Source organism: Rhodovulum sp. ES.010, assembly GCF_900142935.1.
In the GTDB taxonomy this organism is placed as follows: Bacteria; Pseudomonadota; Alphaproteobacteria; order Rhodobacterales; family Rhodobacteraceae; genus Rhodovulum.
The window spans coordinates 623,616-638,252 of the sequence record NZ_FSRS01000001.1 but is presented as its reverse complement, the minus strand read 5'-3'; the positions used below and the strand labels follow the sequence as shown (position 1 = coordinate 638,252).

Annotated in this window: 12 protein-coding genes; 3 read left to right on the top strand and 9 right to left on the bottom strand. The window is 67.3% G+C overall.

All coding sequences use genetic code 11. The features are described from left to right. Window positions 1-85 precede the first annotated feature (85 nt). The gene (locus tag BUR28_RS03200) at window positions 86-700 is read left to right on the top strand and encodes a DUF6639 family protein (protein WP_175566881.1); all 615 of its coding nucleotides are present in this window, start codon (window positions 86-88) and stop codon (window positions 698-700) included. A gap of 16 nt (window positions 701-716) precedes the next feature. Here BUR28_RS03200 and BUR28_RS03195 read toward each other — a convergent pair whose 3' ends face one another. Beyond that, on the bottom strand, window positions 717-1,004 hold the full coding sequence (locus BUR28_RS03195; RefSeq protein ID WP_074218805.1) for a DUF1330 domain-containing protein: 288 nt from the start codon (window positions 1,002-1,004) through the stop codon (window positions 717-719). Continuing rightward, a complete protein-coding gene (gene alaS, locus BUR28_RS03190) occupies window positions 1,005-3,662 on the bottom strand; it encodes an alanine--tRNA ligase (protein ID WP_074218804.1) in 2,658 nt (885 codons plus the stop codon). Between the two features lie 162 nt (window positions 3,663-3,824). Between alaS and BUR28_RS03185 the strand changes: the two genes are divergently transcribed. Then, window positions 3,825-4,295, top strand: a complete 471-nt coding sequence (locus tag BUR28_RS03185; RefSeq protein WP_074218803.1) for a PRC-barrel domain-containing protein — start codon at window positions 3,825-3,827, stop codon at window positions 4,293-4,295. 82 nt (window positions 4,296-4,377) lie between these two features. Here the strand turns inward: BUR28_RS03185 and recA are convergent, their stop codons facing one another. Continuing rightward, window positions 4,378-5,454 carry a recombinase RecA gene (recA, locus tag BUR28_RS03180; protein WP_074218802.1) on the bottom strand — a complete coding sequence of 359 codons (1,077 nt, stop codon included), beginning with the start codon at window positions 5,452-5,454 and terminating at the stop codon, window positions 4,378-4,380. Window positions 5,455-5,492: 38 nt separating this feature from the next. On the opposite strand from recA, the gene BUR28_RS03175 reads away from it, so the two are divergent. Then, complete coding sequence (locus BUR28_RS03175) at window positions 5,493-6,293, top strand: gamma-glutamyl kinase (protein WP_371441583.1); 801 nt, start codon at window positions 5,493-5,495, stop codon at window positions 6,291-6,293. Here the strand turns inward: BUR28_RS03175 and BUR28_RS03170 are convergent. The 6 genes from BUR28_RS03170 to BUR28_RS03145 all read right to left on the bottom strand — a co-directional run bounded on the left by BUR28_RS03170 (window position 6,221) and on the right by BUR28_RS03145 (window position 14,486). Then, window positions 6,221-8,554, bottom strand: a complete 2,334-nt coding sequence (locus BUR28_RS03170; RefSeq protein WP_254813676.1) for an ATP-binding protein — start codon at window positions 8,552-8,554, stop codon at window positions 6,221-6,223. The genes BUR28_RS03175 and BUR28_RS03170 overlap by 73 nt on opposite strands. Window positions 8,555-8,632: 78 nt before the next feature. Beyond that, a complete protein-coding gene (locus tag BUR28_RS03165) occupies window positions 8,633-9,805 on the bottom strand; it encodes an RsmB/NOP family class I SAM-dependent RNA methyltransferase (RefSeq protein WP_074218799.1) in 1,173 nt (390 codons plus the stop codon). A 217-nt stretch (window positions 9,806-10,022) separates the two neighbouring features. Beyond that, window positions 10,023-11,234, bottom strand: a complete 1,212-nt coding sequence (locus BUR28_RS03160) for a permease (protein ID WP_074218798.1) — start codon at window positions 11,232-11,234, stop codon at window positions 10,023-10,025. Window positions 11,235-11,457: 223 nt separating this feature from the next. Then, a complete protein-coding gene (gene guaB, locus BUR28_RS03155) occupies window positions 11,458-12,906 on the bottom strand; it encodes an IMP dehydrogenase (protein WP_074218797.1) in 1,449 nt (482 codons plus the stop codon). A gap of 135 nt (window positions 12,907-13,041) precedes the next feature. Next, window positions 13,042-13,320 (bottom strand): N(2)-fixation sustaining protein CowN, encoded by a 279-nt coding sequence (cowN, locus tag BUR28_RS03150; protein ID WP_074218796.1) that lies wholly within the window; start codon window positions 13,318-13,320, stop codon window positions 13,042-13,044. Window positions 13,321-13,499: 179 nt separating this feature from the next. Then, window positions 13,500-14,486 (bottom strand): TDT family transporter, encoded by a 987-nt coding sequence (locus BUR28_RS03145; RefSeq protein ID WP_139307473.1) that lies wholly within the window; start codon window positions 14,484-14,486, stop codon window positions 13,500-13,502. Window positions 14,487-14,637: the final 151 nt, after the last annotated feature.

Below are 14,637 nucleotides of genomic sequence, written 5' to 3'. Positions count from 1 at the left end.
GGAGGGGGAAATGAGCGCCGCGGGACCTGCTATCGGACTGTTCATCGCGGCCGCGCTTCTCCCTGGAGTCTCCCGGTCCGACCCGATGGCCTGTCCCGGCGATCCGCTGATCTCGGTCGTGGCCGCATCGGACGAACTTGCATTCCGGGTCTGTGAAACCGTCGCCCGCGTCCGCCCCGCATTGGCCGCCTGTCACTTGCGGCAAGTGCGCGCGCTCGCAATCGACGTGGTGCCCAAGATCACCCACCCGAATGCCGGCTGCATCGCGCAATATGACTGCCGCGACGAGCGCACCGCCGCAACGGACCCGGCGGCACTACCCGACGTGCTCGGGCCTGACAGTATCCGGCGGCGCATCGCACCGGAGGCCCTGTTCGACAGCCTGATCGTTCACGAACTGGTCCATGCCTTCCTCGACCAGTCCGATTGCCAAAGGCAGCCGTGCCTCACGGAACACGAATACATCGCTTACGCGTTGCAGATCGACACTCTCAACCCGGCGGACCGAAGGGCGATCCTGGAGAGCCACCGGATCACCGATCCTGCCGATCCAAGGCGTCTCAACGATTTCATGCTGGCTGCGGCGCCAGACCATTTCGCGCAGGCCGTATGGCTCCACTTCAGCCAGCCCGGAAACGGCTGCGCCTTCGTGGGCGACCTGGTTCGCGGCGTGCGAACGCTGCGGGTCGATCCCTATTGAGCCACCCGGCGGGGCCTCACTCGGAGGTTTCCACCACCATCAGTTCCCGCTCCGAGGCGCCGCGGGCATGGCTCAGCGCCTCCTGGTATTCGGGGCTGTTGTAGCAGTCCACCGCCGCCTCCACGGACGGAAACCGCGCCACCACGTTGCGCGGCCGCTCGCGGCCCTCGAGTTGCACGAACCGACCGCCGCGGGCGATGAACGTGCCCCCGTGCTTGGCAATGGCGGGGCCGGCCAGTTCCGCATACTTACCGTAGGCTTCGGGGTCGGTCACCGTCACATGCGCGATCCAGAGTGCGGCCATCTATCCCTCCAATACCGCTTCGGCGGCCTTGATCGCGGCCTCGGCATTGGCGGCGTCCTTGCCGCCGCCCTGCGCCATATCGGGCCGTCCGCCGCCACCCTTGCCGCCCAGTTCCGCGACGGCGGCCTTGACCAGGTCCACCGCCGAGAACCGGCCCGCCAGGTCGTCGGTGACCCCCGCAGCCACCGCCGCCTTGCCGCCGGTGTCCGCGATAAGCAGCACCGCGCCCGATCCCAGCCGCGCCTTGTGCTCGTCGATGAGTGGCGGCAGGTCCTTGCCCGACACACCCGATACCACCTGCGCGAAGAACGGCACGCCGCCGACCTCGCGTGCCTCAGGCGTGGCGCCTGCCGGGCCAGCCATCGCAAGCTCCCGGCGCAGGCTGGACACCTCGCCCTCCAGCCTCCGGCGCTCCTGAACCAGCGCCTTCACCCGGGCGACCACATCGGCAGGCTGGGCGCGCAGCGCCTCGGCCACCTCGTTCAGCCGGTTCTGCTGGGCGATCAGGTGGTCGACCGCAGCCTGGCCGGTCAGCGCCTCGACCCGACGCACGCCGGCAGACGACGCGCTGTCGCCCAGCACCACGCAGAGCCCGATATCGCCGGTCTGGCGAACATGGGTGCCGCCGCACAGCTCGATCGACCAGATCTTGCCGTCGAGGCCCTTGCCCGTCGGCGCCTCGCCCATCGACACCACGCGCACCTCGTCGCCGTATTTTTCACCGAACAGCGCCTGCGCGCCGATCGCACGGGCATCGTCGGGCGTCATGATGCGCGTCTGCACCGGCGTGTTCTGCCGGATGAACGTGTTGACCTCGGATTCCACCGCCGCCAGTTCCGCCTGGCTCATCGCCTTGGCGTGCGAGAAGTCGAAGCGCAGCCGGTCGGGCGCGTTGAGCGAGCCCTTCTGCGCGACATGGTCGCCCAGAGTCTGGCGCAGCGCCTCGTGCAGCAGGTGCGTGGCCGAGTGGTTGGCGCGGATCGCCGCGCGCCGCGCGTGATCGACGCGCAATTCCAGCGCGTCGCCCACCGAAAGCGCTGCCTTTTCCGGTGTGACCTTGTGCGCGTAAAGCCCGCCGGGCATCTTCTGAGTGTCATCGATCACGCCCGCGCCCTCGGGCTTGAGATAGGTGCCGGTGTCGCCGACCTGACCGCCCGCCTCGGCATAAAACGGCGTCTGGTTGACCACCATCCAGCCCTCGGCGCCCTCGGGGATCGCCTCGACCTCGGCGCCCTGCATCACCAGCGCCATGACCTGCCCCTCGGCCACTTCGGTGTCGTAGCCGAGGAAATCGGTGGGCGCGACCCGCTCGGCGATCTCGAACCAGACGCGCGAGCCCTTGGTTTCGCCCGAGCCCGACCATGACGCCCGCGCCTTGGCCTTCTGCTCTGCCATGGCAGCATCGAAGCCGGCGATATCGACCGTCCAGCCCATTTCGCGCAGGGCATCCTGCGTCAGGTCCAGCGGGAAGCCATAGGTGTCATAAAGCTTGAATGCCGCCTCGCCCGGCAGAGCCGTACCGTCCGGCAGCCTCGACACTTCCTCGTCGAGCAGGCGCAGGCCGCGCTCCAACGTCTGGATGAAGCGTGTCTCTTCCAGCTTCAGCGTCTCCTCGATCAGCGCCTGCGCCCTGCCAAGTTCCGGATAGGCCGCGCCCATCTGGGTGACCAGCGCCGGCACCAGCCGGTGCATCAGCGCGTCCTTCGCACCCAGCAGATGCGCATGCCGCATCGCGCGCCGCATGATCCGGCGCAGTACGTAGCCGCGCCCGTCATTGGACGGCATCACCCCGTCGGCCAGCAGGAAAGAAGTCGAGCGCAAATGGTCGGCGATCACCCGGTGATGCACATTGCCCGGCCCATCGGGCTCGGTCGAGGTGGCATGGGCGGACGCCTCGATCAGCGCGCGCATCAGGTCGGTGTCGTAATTGTCGTGCTTGCCCTGCAACAGCGCGCCGATCCGCTCCAAGCCCATGCCGGTGTCGATGGACTGCATGTCGAGCTCGCGCATCGAGCCGTCCTCGAACTGCTCGTTCTGCATGAAGACGAGGTTCCATATCTCGATGAACCGGTCGCCGTCCTCGTCGGGCGAGCCCGGCGGCCCACCCCAGATGCTGGGGCCATGATCGTAGAAGATCTCGGTGCAGGGGCCGCACGGGCCCGTCGGCCCCATCTGCCAGAAATTGTCCGAGGTGGGGATGCGGATGATCCGATCGTCCGGCAGGCCGGCAACCTTCTTCCAGATCTCGGCCGCCTCGTCGTCGGTGTGATAGACGGTGACCAGCAGGCGGTCGGCCGGGATGTCGAAATCGCGGGTCAGCAACTCCCAGGCATACGGGATCGCGGCTTCCTTGAAGTAATCGCCGAAGCTGAAATTCCCCAGCATCTCGAAGAAGGTATGGTGCCGCGCGGTATAGCCCACGTTGTCAAGGTCGTTGTGCTTGCCGCCGGCGCGCACGCATTTCTGGCTGGTCGTCGCGCGGCTGTAGTCGCGCGTCTCCACCCCCGTGAAAAGGTTCTTGAACTGCACCATGCCCGAGTTCACGAACATGAGCGTGGGGTCGTTGCGCGGCACGAGGGGCGAACTGTCCACGACCTCGTGGCCGTTCTTCTCGAAGTAGCTCAGGAAGGTCGTGCGGATGTCGTTGAGGCTGGGCATGGGCGTGGTCCGGTCAGGTTTGCTGCCGAGATGTATCGCCGCTTGTCGGCACTGTCCACCACGCCGCGCACGCCGTCAACGAAGGACGGGGCGCGTTGGAACGTCGGGCGGTCGCGCGCGTTGCTCATCTAGGAACCGAAACGAAAAAGGAGGCTTCGAGCCATGAAAACGTTTACCGCAAGCATCCTCGCCCTGGCCGTCGCCGCGCCGGTTGCGCTGGCGGACAGCCAAAACGCGAGTGAAAACGCCATGGGCACCGCGCAGGAACAGACGAGCGCCGGCATGACCGAGCACCAGGGCGACCTGGTCCGCACCAGGGATATCACCGGGGGCACGATCTACACCCTCAACGAGGCCAATGACGAAGGCTGGGACACGAAAGGAACTCATGACGAGATCGGCGCCGACTGGAACTCGATCGGCGAGATCGAGGATGTCGTGCTGTCGAAGAACGGCCAGATGTCCGGCGTCGTCGCCGAGGTCGGCGGCTTTCTCGACATCGCGGACAAGCACGTCCTGATCTCGATGGCCGACGTCAACCTCGTGCAGGGCGACCGCTATGCGCTGGTCACACGCCTGAACGAGGAAGAACTGGAGTCGATGGAAGACATCGACGAAGGCTTCTGGGAATAACCGAACGACCATCGGACGCGACACGGGCGCGGGGAAACCCGCGCCCGTTTTGCATTCCGGCCGACACTCGTGACGGGCGGCCTCAGGCCTCCATCACGTCCCCGTCATCGCCGCCATCCTCAGCGATCTCGAAGTCGAGCCCATGGGCGGCGCGGATCTTGTCTTCGATCGAAAGCGCGATGTCGCGGTTTTCCTTCAGGAAGTTCTTGGCGTTCTCCCGGCCCTGACCGATGCGTTCATCGCCGTAGGAGAACCACGCACCCGACTTCTCGACCACACCGGCCTTGACGCCGAGATCGATCAACTCGCCGGTCTTCGAGATGCCCTCGCCATACATGATGTCGAATTCGACCTGCTTGAAGGGCGGTGCGACCTTGTTCTTGACGACCTTGACCCGGGTGGCGTTGCCTACCACCTCGTCGCGGTCCTTGATAGCGCCGATCCGGCGAATGTCGAGCCGGACGGACGAATAGAATTTCAACGCATTGCCGCCCGTCGTCGTCTCGGGGCTGCCGAACATCACGCCGATCTTCATGCGGATCTGGTTGATGAAGATCACCGTGCATTTCGAGCGGCTGATCGAGGCGGTGAGCTTGCGCATCGCTTGGCTCATCAGTCGCGCCTGCACGCCGACACTGGAGTCGCCCATATCGCCTTCCAGTTCCGACTTGGGCGTCAGCGCGGCGACCGAGTCGACCACCACCATGCTGACCGCGCCCGAGCGCACCAGCGTGTCGGTGATCTCCAGTGCCTGTTCGCCGGTATCGGGCTGGGAGATCAGCAACTCGTCCAGGTCGACGCCGAGCTTGCGTGCGTATTGCGGGTCGAGGGCGTGTTCCGCATCGACGAAGGCGCAGACGCCGCCCTTTTTCTGCTCCTCGGCCACGCAATGCAGTGTCAGAGTGGTTTTACCCGAGCTTTCGGGGCCATAAATCTCGACGATCCGTCCCTTCGGAATCCCGCCGATCCCCAGCGCGATGTCGAGACCCAGCGAGCCCGTCGAGGTCGCCTCGATCTCCTGGACCGGGTTGTCGGCCCCGAGTTTCATGATCGAGCCCTTGCCGAACTGCCGCTCGATCTGCGCAAGCGCGGAGTCGAGGGCCTTCTGCTTGTCGGGATTTCGCTTGTTCACCATGTCCAGAAGGTTCGCTGTGCCCATATTTTCCATCCTTATTCCACACCCGGGGGCCCGCGGCAATGTCCGCATTTGTTCGCCTCTTGTTCCTCACTTATGAGATCAAACCGCGAACATTTCAAGTTAAATTCAAGCATTCGCAGCATTCGCGGAAACGGTTAAGGATTCGTTCACGCGCGTTTGGCACGGTCGCGGCACCATGGCGGGGCCCAGAGATGTTGTTGTTCGCAAGGGAAAAGATTGTTCTGCTTTCAGTGCCGAAAACCGGCACCAGCGCCTGGGCCGCGGCGCTTGGCGCGCAGGCGAGCTTGGTTCTGCGGGCGCCGCCGGCGCTGAAGCACATGCCGCTTCGGCGATTCCGCCGACGCCTGCTGCCCCTGCTGGAAGCGTCCGGCGTCACGGGTCTCGAAATCGTGGCGGTAATGCGCGCGCCCGAGGACTGGCTGGGAAGCTGGTATCGCTATCGCCGCCGGCCCGCTCTCAACGGCCAGCCCGCCAGCACCGGGAGTGTGAGTTTCGATGCCTTCGTGCGCGCCTACCTGGCCGAGGACCGGCCCGCCTACGCCGATCTCGGCAGCCAGGCGCGGTTCCTCGATCCCGGCGACAGCGGGCCGCCGGTCGACCATCTCTTCCGCTATGAGAATCCGGGCGCCCTGGTCGCCTTCCTGGAAAGCCGGCTCGGCCGCCGGATCGACCTGCCTCGCCGCAACCGATCCCCGGCGATGCCGTTGGCGCTTTCGCCCGCGACCCGCACGCGGCTCCGGGCCGAACGTGCCGCCGATTTCGCGCTTTACGAAAGCATCGCGGCCGCCGGATCGGCGTGGCCGCCGAGGTCTGCGCGCGCGGAGCGCAACTGGCGCTGAACGGTCGCCGTCAGATCGGCAAGGGAGAAAGGCTTGGGCAGGTAAACCGAGTGCGGGATGCGTCCGCGGATCTCCCCGAAACTATCCTCGGCATACCCGGAAACGAAAACCACGCGGGTGCCCGGGCGATCCTCGAGCGCTTGCGCAACCCAACTCGGCCCGTCGAGCCCCGGCATCACGACATCGGTGACGAAGACGTCGACCCGCATCGCCGCGTCGGCCAACAGGTCGAGCGCCTCTTCGCCGGTCTCGGCTTCCAGCACGGTATGGCCATCGAGCGCCAGCGCCCGCGCCGCGAAGGAGCGCACCGGTGCCTCGTCCTCGACCAACAGCACCACGCCGCCCTCCGGCAGGTCGTCCTCTCCGGTCTCACTCTCGCCGGCCGCCTGCTCTGCACCGCCCCGGTAGGCCGGCAAGTAGAGCGTGAAGGTGCTGCCCTCGCCTACCTCGCTGTCGACGAAGATGAACCCGCCGGTCTGCTTGACGATCCCATAGACCGTGGACAGGCCAAGCCCCGTGCCCTCGCCCGGCCGCTTGGTGGTGAAGAACGGCTCGAATATCTTGGGCAGCTTGTCGCCCGGGATGCCCTCACCCTCGTCGCGGACGCGGACCAGCGCATAGGTGCCCGCGGGCACCGCGGCGCGGTCGCGGCGCATGTCACTATCCAGCTCCAGAATCTCGGTCTCCAGCCGGATCTCGCCGCCCCTCGGCATCGCGTCGCGCGCGTTCACCACGAGGTTCATCACGACCTGTTCGAGCTTGCGCTTGTCGGCGCGGATCGCCGGCAGGTTCTCGCCATGTCGGATGCGCAACCGCACCTTCTCGCCGACCAGTCGGTCGAGCAGATGCGCCAGCTCGCCCATGGTGTCGCGAAGGTCCAGAACCTCGGGGCTCAGCGTCTGCTTGCGGGAAAACGCCAGCAATTGACCCACCAATGATGCGGCACGGTTCGCGTTCTGGTGTATCTGGACGAGATCGGCGTAGTCGGGATCGCCCGTATCGTGGCGCAGCATCAGAAGATCGCAATGGCCGGAGATCGCGGTCAGCAGATTGTTGAAATCATGCGCGACGCCGCCGGCGAGTTGGCCGATGGCCTGCATCTTCTGGCTCTGGGTGAACTGCGCCTCGAGCGTCTTCATCTCGGTGACGTCGTGCAGCACCGCAACCAGTCCGCCGCCCTCCATGGGCGCCAGCGCCACCTGCACGAAAAGCTCCCGGTCTGGCCGGACGACACGCAGTATCTCAGAGGCATTGCTGGTGCGCCCCTCGGCCGCCTCGGCCAGCCAATCGCTCACCGGGCGGCCGAGACCGTCGAGATGGTCGCAGAGGTTGATCCCGGCCTGCTCGGAATGGTCGAGCAGTTGCCGCGCCCGGGTGTTCGAAAGCCGCACGGTGCCATCGGTATCGAGCCGCAAGATCGCCACGGGAAGCGCGTCGAGAAGCCCGTCCGGCGCGTCCTGCTGCGCGCGTCCGCGGCGTCCGGCCGGCAGAAGGTAGAGCTCGCGCTGACCTTCGCGGGTTGGCATCGTCATGAGCCGCCGCCGCTGCGGCCCGTCGGCGGTATCGATCTCGATCTCCTCGCCGTCGGCATAGCAGGTGCCATCGGCACGCTGTCGCAACTGGGCCAGAGTGGCGGGCGTTTCGCCAAGCAGATGCCGGGCCGCCGCGTTCAACGCCAGAACCCGGTCACGGGCATCGAGCCGCAGCATCGGCAGCGCGCTGTCACCGCCGATCGTTCCGGCGCTGTCGAGATGCCAGGTGAACACCCCGGGGGCGGCGCGTTCGACCCGAAGCCGCATCGCGCCGTCCGCGCCGGGCCGAACATGGGTCGCGGTCTCGCCGCGCCGGGCCGCCCCCAGTAAATCGGCCACAGCCCGGTCGGGATCTGCGAACACGGCCGCCAGCGCCGCCGCAAAGGGTCGGCCACGTGTCACCGCGACCCGGCGCAATGCGGCGGGATTGGCCAGCAGCACCTCGCCCCGGCCATCCGTCAGCACGCAGGCGCCTGAAGCGCCCGCACAAATGCGTCGAAGGCGCCCGGCCGGCAGCCGACGCCCCATGAACCCGGCGACCCTCAGGAAGGCGGCAAGGACGGCGAGCGTGGCCGCGACCGAAAGCAGAACGATCGCAAGCCAGGGCATCGGCGTGGCCCGCGCGATCAGCGCCAGGGCAATGCCGCCAAGCAGGATCGCCCAAGCGCGCTCGGCATAGGCGGCCGCGCTCTGGCGGACGGTCGACATCGCGGGGAGGAGGCGCGGCACGGCAAGAGGGCTCCGGCGGGGATTCGGTCGAGGTGGCCAGTCTGGGCCGCACACGGTTAACCGTTTGTTAATGCGCCGTCACATGCGCGCCAGCACCGCGGCGTAGAAGCCGTCGCCCCCGTCCAGCGGCGTGAGCCGGCGTTCGGCCTCGATTCGCCAACCCGCATGCCGCGCGCGAAAACCCGCCACCTGTGCGGCATTCTCAGATTCGATCAGCGAACAGGTGACGTAGCCAAGACGCCCCCCGGGCGCGACAAGCGTGGCGGCCGCATCCAGAATCGCCGCCTGGGTCGTCGTGAGACGAGCCAGATCGTCGGGCGTCGTCCGCCACTTGGCCTCCGGACTCCGCCGCCAGGCGCCGCTGCCCGAGCACGGCACGTCGCAGAGCACCAAATCGAACGGCGCGGCCTGCGCCAAGTCCGCGGTCGCGACGCAAGCAACCGCGACGCCCGCCCGCGCGGCTCGTGCGGGCAGGTCACGCATCCGGCCCGCGTCGGCATCATGGGCAAAGAACCGCGCCTCGCCGCGCGCCGCGAGCGCCAGGGTCTTGCCGCCGCCCCCCGCGCAATAGTCGAGAACGCGGGCGCCCCCGCCCGCGGGCATCATGTCCGCCACGGCCTGCGAGGCCGCGTCCTGCAACTCCACCAACCCGTCCAAGAAGGCACGGGACCGCTGCACGCGGCGGGCGTTCGCCGTGACGTCGAGCGCGGTGGGCGACAGGGCGTGGGGCCGTGTCGCGATCCCGTCCTGCGCCAGGGCCTCGGCCGCGCCGACGGGGGTAGCGGCGCGCAGGTTGACCCGGAGGAAGACCGGGGCGCGATGGCGCAACGCCTCCATCACCGGGCGGAACTCGGCGCCAAGGCTTGCGCGCAGATCCGCTGCCAGCGCGGCAGGGCAATCGCACGCCACATCTTCGGATAGCGCATCCGGTGCCAGGCCGTCGGCGTTTTCCTCTACACTGAGAACAGCCGGCGCGTGGCCCTCGCCGGTGAACACTGTCCGCGGGTCGATTCCTTGGCCGCGCAACAAGCCGATCATGACACCGCGGCCAGTCTCTGCGCCCCCGAGCGCCACGGACGAACGCCACCGGCGCAGCGCGTCGAAAACGTGGTCGCGCACCGCGGCACGATCCCGCGACCCGGCATAGCGGTTCTGTCGCGCCCAGGTCGTCAGCAGCCGTTCCACCGGCTCCCCCGCGCGCCACCCGTCGAGCAGGTCCGCTGCCGCTGCGATCCGGGCGCCGGGGGTCATGGTCGCCCGCTCCGCCCAACGAAAGTCGCCGTATTACGTTTTCTTTTCATTTTGTTCATCCCCTGTCGGGCAGGCTACGGACATCTCCCGGCGGGCCTGCCCCATTGCAACGCGCCATCGCCTGACGAACGCGACTTCGGCGCCCGAACGTACCTACCTCCTGTGTGAAAATGCCTCTGATCGCAAGAACTGAGCGGACGGCGCGGCGGTCAAACCGTCACGCAGCCCCAAGCACGACGGGCGCCATCACGCCGAGCCCCAGCCAGGCAAAGGACAGAAGGGCGAGCCCGAACAGTATCCGCTCTCCCCAAGCAGAGGGCGGCGCCACATCGACCCCGTGGCGCCGCGCCTTCCAGGCCAGGAACGCCAAGGAAAGGGCGCCAAACAAGACGTTCAGCGCCAGCGTGTAGTCGATGGTAAAGAACTCCCTGTCGATCACGCGTTCGGCCCCGGCCGGATCGGGCAGCACGCCAAGCGCGTCGAAGCCAAGATGCACGATCAGCGCCGTCGCCACCAAGACGGCCAGGAAGACGGTGGCGATGTAAGCCGCCATCCGCCAGCCGTAATAGGTGGCCTGGATGCGCAGCACCGGGAAAACGACGAGGTCGGAGAAGATGAAGGCGACGATCCCGGCGAAGCTGACCCCGTTGGAATAGAGCACCGCGGCCAGCGGGATGTTGCCCATCGACCCGATGAAGGTGAAGAAAGCGGCCACCGGCCCGACAACCGCCTGAAGTGCCAAGTGCCAGAGCGCCGGATCGCCACGTCCCGAACCGACAAAAAGCGCCTCGAAGAACGCCCGCGGCACGAAGGCGGCGATGATACCGGCCACGGTGAACCCGATGGTCACGTCCTTCCAGACCATCTTCCATTCCATGACGTAGCGCGACGCGACGCGGCCCCAGCCCTCCAGGCTTGCGGCCAGCTTGCGCCAATCGGACACCTCCTGCTCCTCGCTGCCTTCCGCCACCTGCGCCCGTTCACGCGCCTGCGCGGTGAGGCGCTCGGGATAGGTAAGCCGCACCACGCCCCACATCAGCAGGATCAGCATCAGCCCACCCAGGTACTCGGCCACCACGAACTGCCAGGCCAGGAAGACCGAGATAACGATGCCAAGCTCGATGACGAGGTTTGTCGATGCCAGAAGGAAAGCCAACGACGGCACGAGGCCCGCGCGCTTCGCAAACAGCGCGCGCGTCGTCGCCAGCGCCGCGAAGGAGCACGAACTGGAGATGAACCCGAAGACCGTGCCCAATGCCACGCTCTTCGGTCCGTCCTCGCCCATGCTGCCGCGCATGCGCGCGCGCGTGACGAAAACTTGGACGATCGACGAGACAAGATAGCCGAGCCCGAAGGCCCAGAACGCCATCCAGAACAGGCCGAGGGAAGTTACGGCCGCGCTGTTCCACAGATCCACAAACTGCGCCATCGAATGCCTGATACGATTGCCCAGTCAAGCAACGCACATGTTCTGTTGGCGTTGCGGCCTCATGGACGTCGCCCTTCCGCTCTCAATCGGCGCAAGCGGGTCTAACGGCAGCGGCAGGTCGTGGCGTGCCTTAAGCGAGGGTCTCTGCGGGGGCGCCGGTCGCCCGCATATCGCGGGCAGCCGAGCACACCGCACGGGCCGGCATCAACCGGAGGACAGACGCCTACATGATCCGGTAGTTGGGGGATTCCCGCGTGATCTGGACATCGTGGACATGGCTTTCCTTCAGCCCCGCTCCGGTGATCCGCACGAAACGGCAATTGCGGCGCATCTCATCCACGGTGGCGCAGCCGGTATAGCCCATCGCCGCCCGCAGTCCCCCCACCAACTGGTGAATCACGGCGCCGGCCGCGCCCTTGTAGGGCACCTGCCCCTCTATCCCCTCGGGCACCAACTTGTCCGAGGCCGCGTCCTTCTGGAAGTAGCGGTCGGCGGAGCCGCGCGCCATGGCGCCGAGGCTTCCCATGCCGCGATACGCCTTGAAGCTGCGGCCCTGGTAGAGGATCACCTCGCCGGGACTTTCCTCGGTGCCCGCCAGCATGGAGCCCACCATCGCGCAGGCCGCGCCGGCCGCGACCGCCTTGGCAAAATCGCCGGAAAACTTGATGCCGCCATCGGCCACCACGGGCACATCGCCCGCCGCCGCGACGCAATCCATGATCGCCGTCAGTTGCGGCACGCCCACGCCCGCGACCATCCGCGTCGTGCAGATCGAGCCCGGCCCGATTCCGACCTTGATCGCGTCGGCGCCCGCATCGATCAGCGCCCGCGTGGCCTCGGCCGTCGCCACGTTGCCCGCCATGACCTGCACGGAACCGTTGGCCTTCTTGACACGTTCCACGGCCCGCGCCACCCCTTCGGAATGCCCGTGCGCGGTGTCGATCACGATCATGTCGACGCCCGCATCGATCAGCGCCTCGGACCGCTCGAACCCGGCATCGCCCACGGTGGTCGCCGCAGCGACGCGCAGCCGGCCGAGTTCGTCCTTGCTGGCCTGCGGGTTCATCACCGCCTGTTCGGTGTCTTTCAGCGTGAGCAACCCGGTCAGCCGGCCCGCCTCGTCGACGATCAAGAGCTTCTCGATGCGGCGTTCCTTCATCAGGTTCAGCGCTTCTGCCCGGTCGGCGGGTTCGCGCAGCATCGCAAGGTTCTCATGCGTCATCATCGCCCGCACCGGCGTCGCATCGCCGCTGGCGAAACGCATGTCACGGTTGGTGACGATGCCGACGACGTGGCCGGTATCGTCGACTACGGGGAATCCCGTGAAATTATACCTTTCGATCATAGCTTTAGCGTCGGCCAGCGTCTGGTCTGGGCGAAGCGTGATCGGGCTGTAGACAACCCCCGACTCGAACCGTTTCACCCGCCGCACCTCTCGGGCCTGTTCCTCGACGGTCAGGTTGCGGTGGACCACCCCGATTCCGCCCGTCTGCGCCATGGCGATCGCCATACGGTGTTCGGTGACGGTGTCCATTGCCGAGGAAAGCAGCGGCACGTTGAGCCGGATCGCGCGGGTTACCTGGGTCGAGGTGTCGGCCTGGTTCGGCAGGACCGAGCTTGCACCCGGCACGAGTAGAACGTCGTCGAAGGTGAGCGCCTCGCGAATCTCCATGGGGGTCTCCTGGGAGTCATCGTTTGGCGCTTCCCTATTTCACGGGGCGGAACAAAAGGGAAGGGCAAATCCGGCCTCCGGCGCGTGTGCCCGGCACGCCTCCGGCTTGGGTCCCGCGCCGCGGCGAATACCTGCCTAGCAGCAGGTCTCTTCGAAATCGCGCAGCAGCGCCTGGGCCACGTCGTCGCCGACCTCCTCGAAGAAGGCGGCGAGGGTGTTCACCTGGGCGCCGACGAAACGCAGATTGTCGTCTTCCATCCGAACCTTTTCTGCCAGCTTCTGGGTGAAATACCCGACCCAGCGCGAATCGCTCTCCTGCATGCCCGCGGCAAGCATGGCCATCAGCCGGTCGGCCTTTCCATCGCAACCGATGCCGACGAAACTGACATAGCGATCGGCTGCCTGATCCTGCATGCCTGTTTTTCCTTCGCGGGTTGACCCCAGTCCAAGACGAGGGCGTAGCGGGAAACCGGATGGCTGTCAGGCTTTGCCGGCGGGATGGTGGCGCGGTGTGCGTGACGCGATGAAAAGCCACGCGTTTCCGCATCGGACTGCGCGGGGGCTGACCACCGCGGGAACGGGCAACCCAACGATCAGGCCTGCACGGCGTTCGTCTTGGGGCCGAGAATGCCCTTGGCCCAGCTCCGCATGATCGCGATCAGGATGGGTGGGATCGCAAGCGTGGCGCCGACCAGCGCAAGCCCACCCAGGAGACGGAAGGCCGCCCCCTGCCCGGCCGCCGCCAAGACAAGCCCCATGCCCGCATAGGCCGCCAGCGGGAATGTGAAGGCGCTCCAGAGTGGCGAGAACCCCGCCCGCAGAAGCCACGGAAGCCGCACCAGCAGGACAGCCAGGATCAGCGTGGCAAGCAGACCCGAGGCGGCTGCGACGTCGGGCCGCCCCAGCAGGGCTGCCACCGTCGCAAGAAGGCATGCAGGGGCGAGATGGATCGCAAGGAGCGGCCGCAGCGGCGCGGGAACGCGCCGCCGGACCATTTGGACGAGGCTCACCGTCCAGATCGCCACCGCCATCGCCGCGGTCCCATGGAGCAGCGCACTGGCCAGGCCCGCGAAACCGAGGGGTGCCGCGGCAAGTGCGGCCACGATGAAGCCGACGAATTGCAGGTGCCAGACCGGCGTCACCGCGCGCTGCTCCGCCGGAGCGGACGCGAAGACGCGGACCACCAGCGCCGCCAGAACGGCGTGCATCGCCAAGCCCGCCCAGAGCAGCAGCGCCGCAAGTCCGGGCGCGAGCGGGACGAGGCTCGCCGCAACGAGATAGATCGAGAGCGCCCCAGCCGATAGCCCGGCCCGGCCCGGGAGAATGCGCAAATCCTCGGCCACGACGCCGGGCCGGCGCGCCGCCTTGACCCCGTAGGCGACGACACAGAACAGGAACAAAAGCGTGACCGCACCGAGCACGAGATCGCCGATCGCGGGAGGCACGGCGAAGACCTCCGCCGCGGCGCGCCACGCCAGCCCCAGCCCGAGCGCGCCGAACACGGGGCCGAAGATCGCGGGCGGCGTCGCCGCGCCGAAACGCGGGCGCGGGGCAAACAACGGGGGCGGTGTTTTGGCCATACGGGCGATGTGCCACGGCCCGGGCGGCCGGGCAAGCGGCTTGCTGGCGCCGGGCGCGTTGGCGAGCACGGGGATTGCGCGGCACGGAACTGGCCATTGCGGCAAGCCGGGCCCAACACGAGCGGAAGGCCCCGCCTGTCGCGGGCACCGC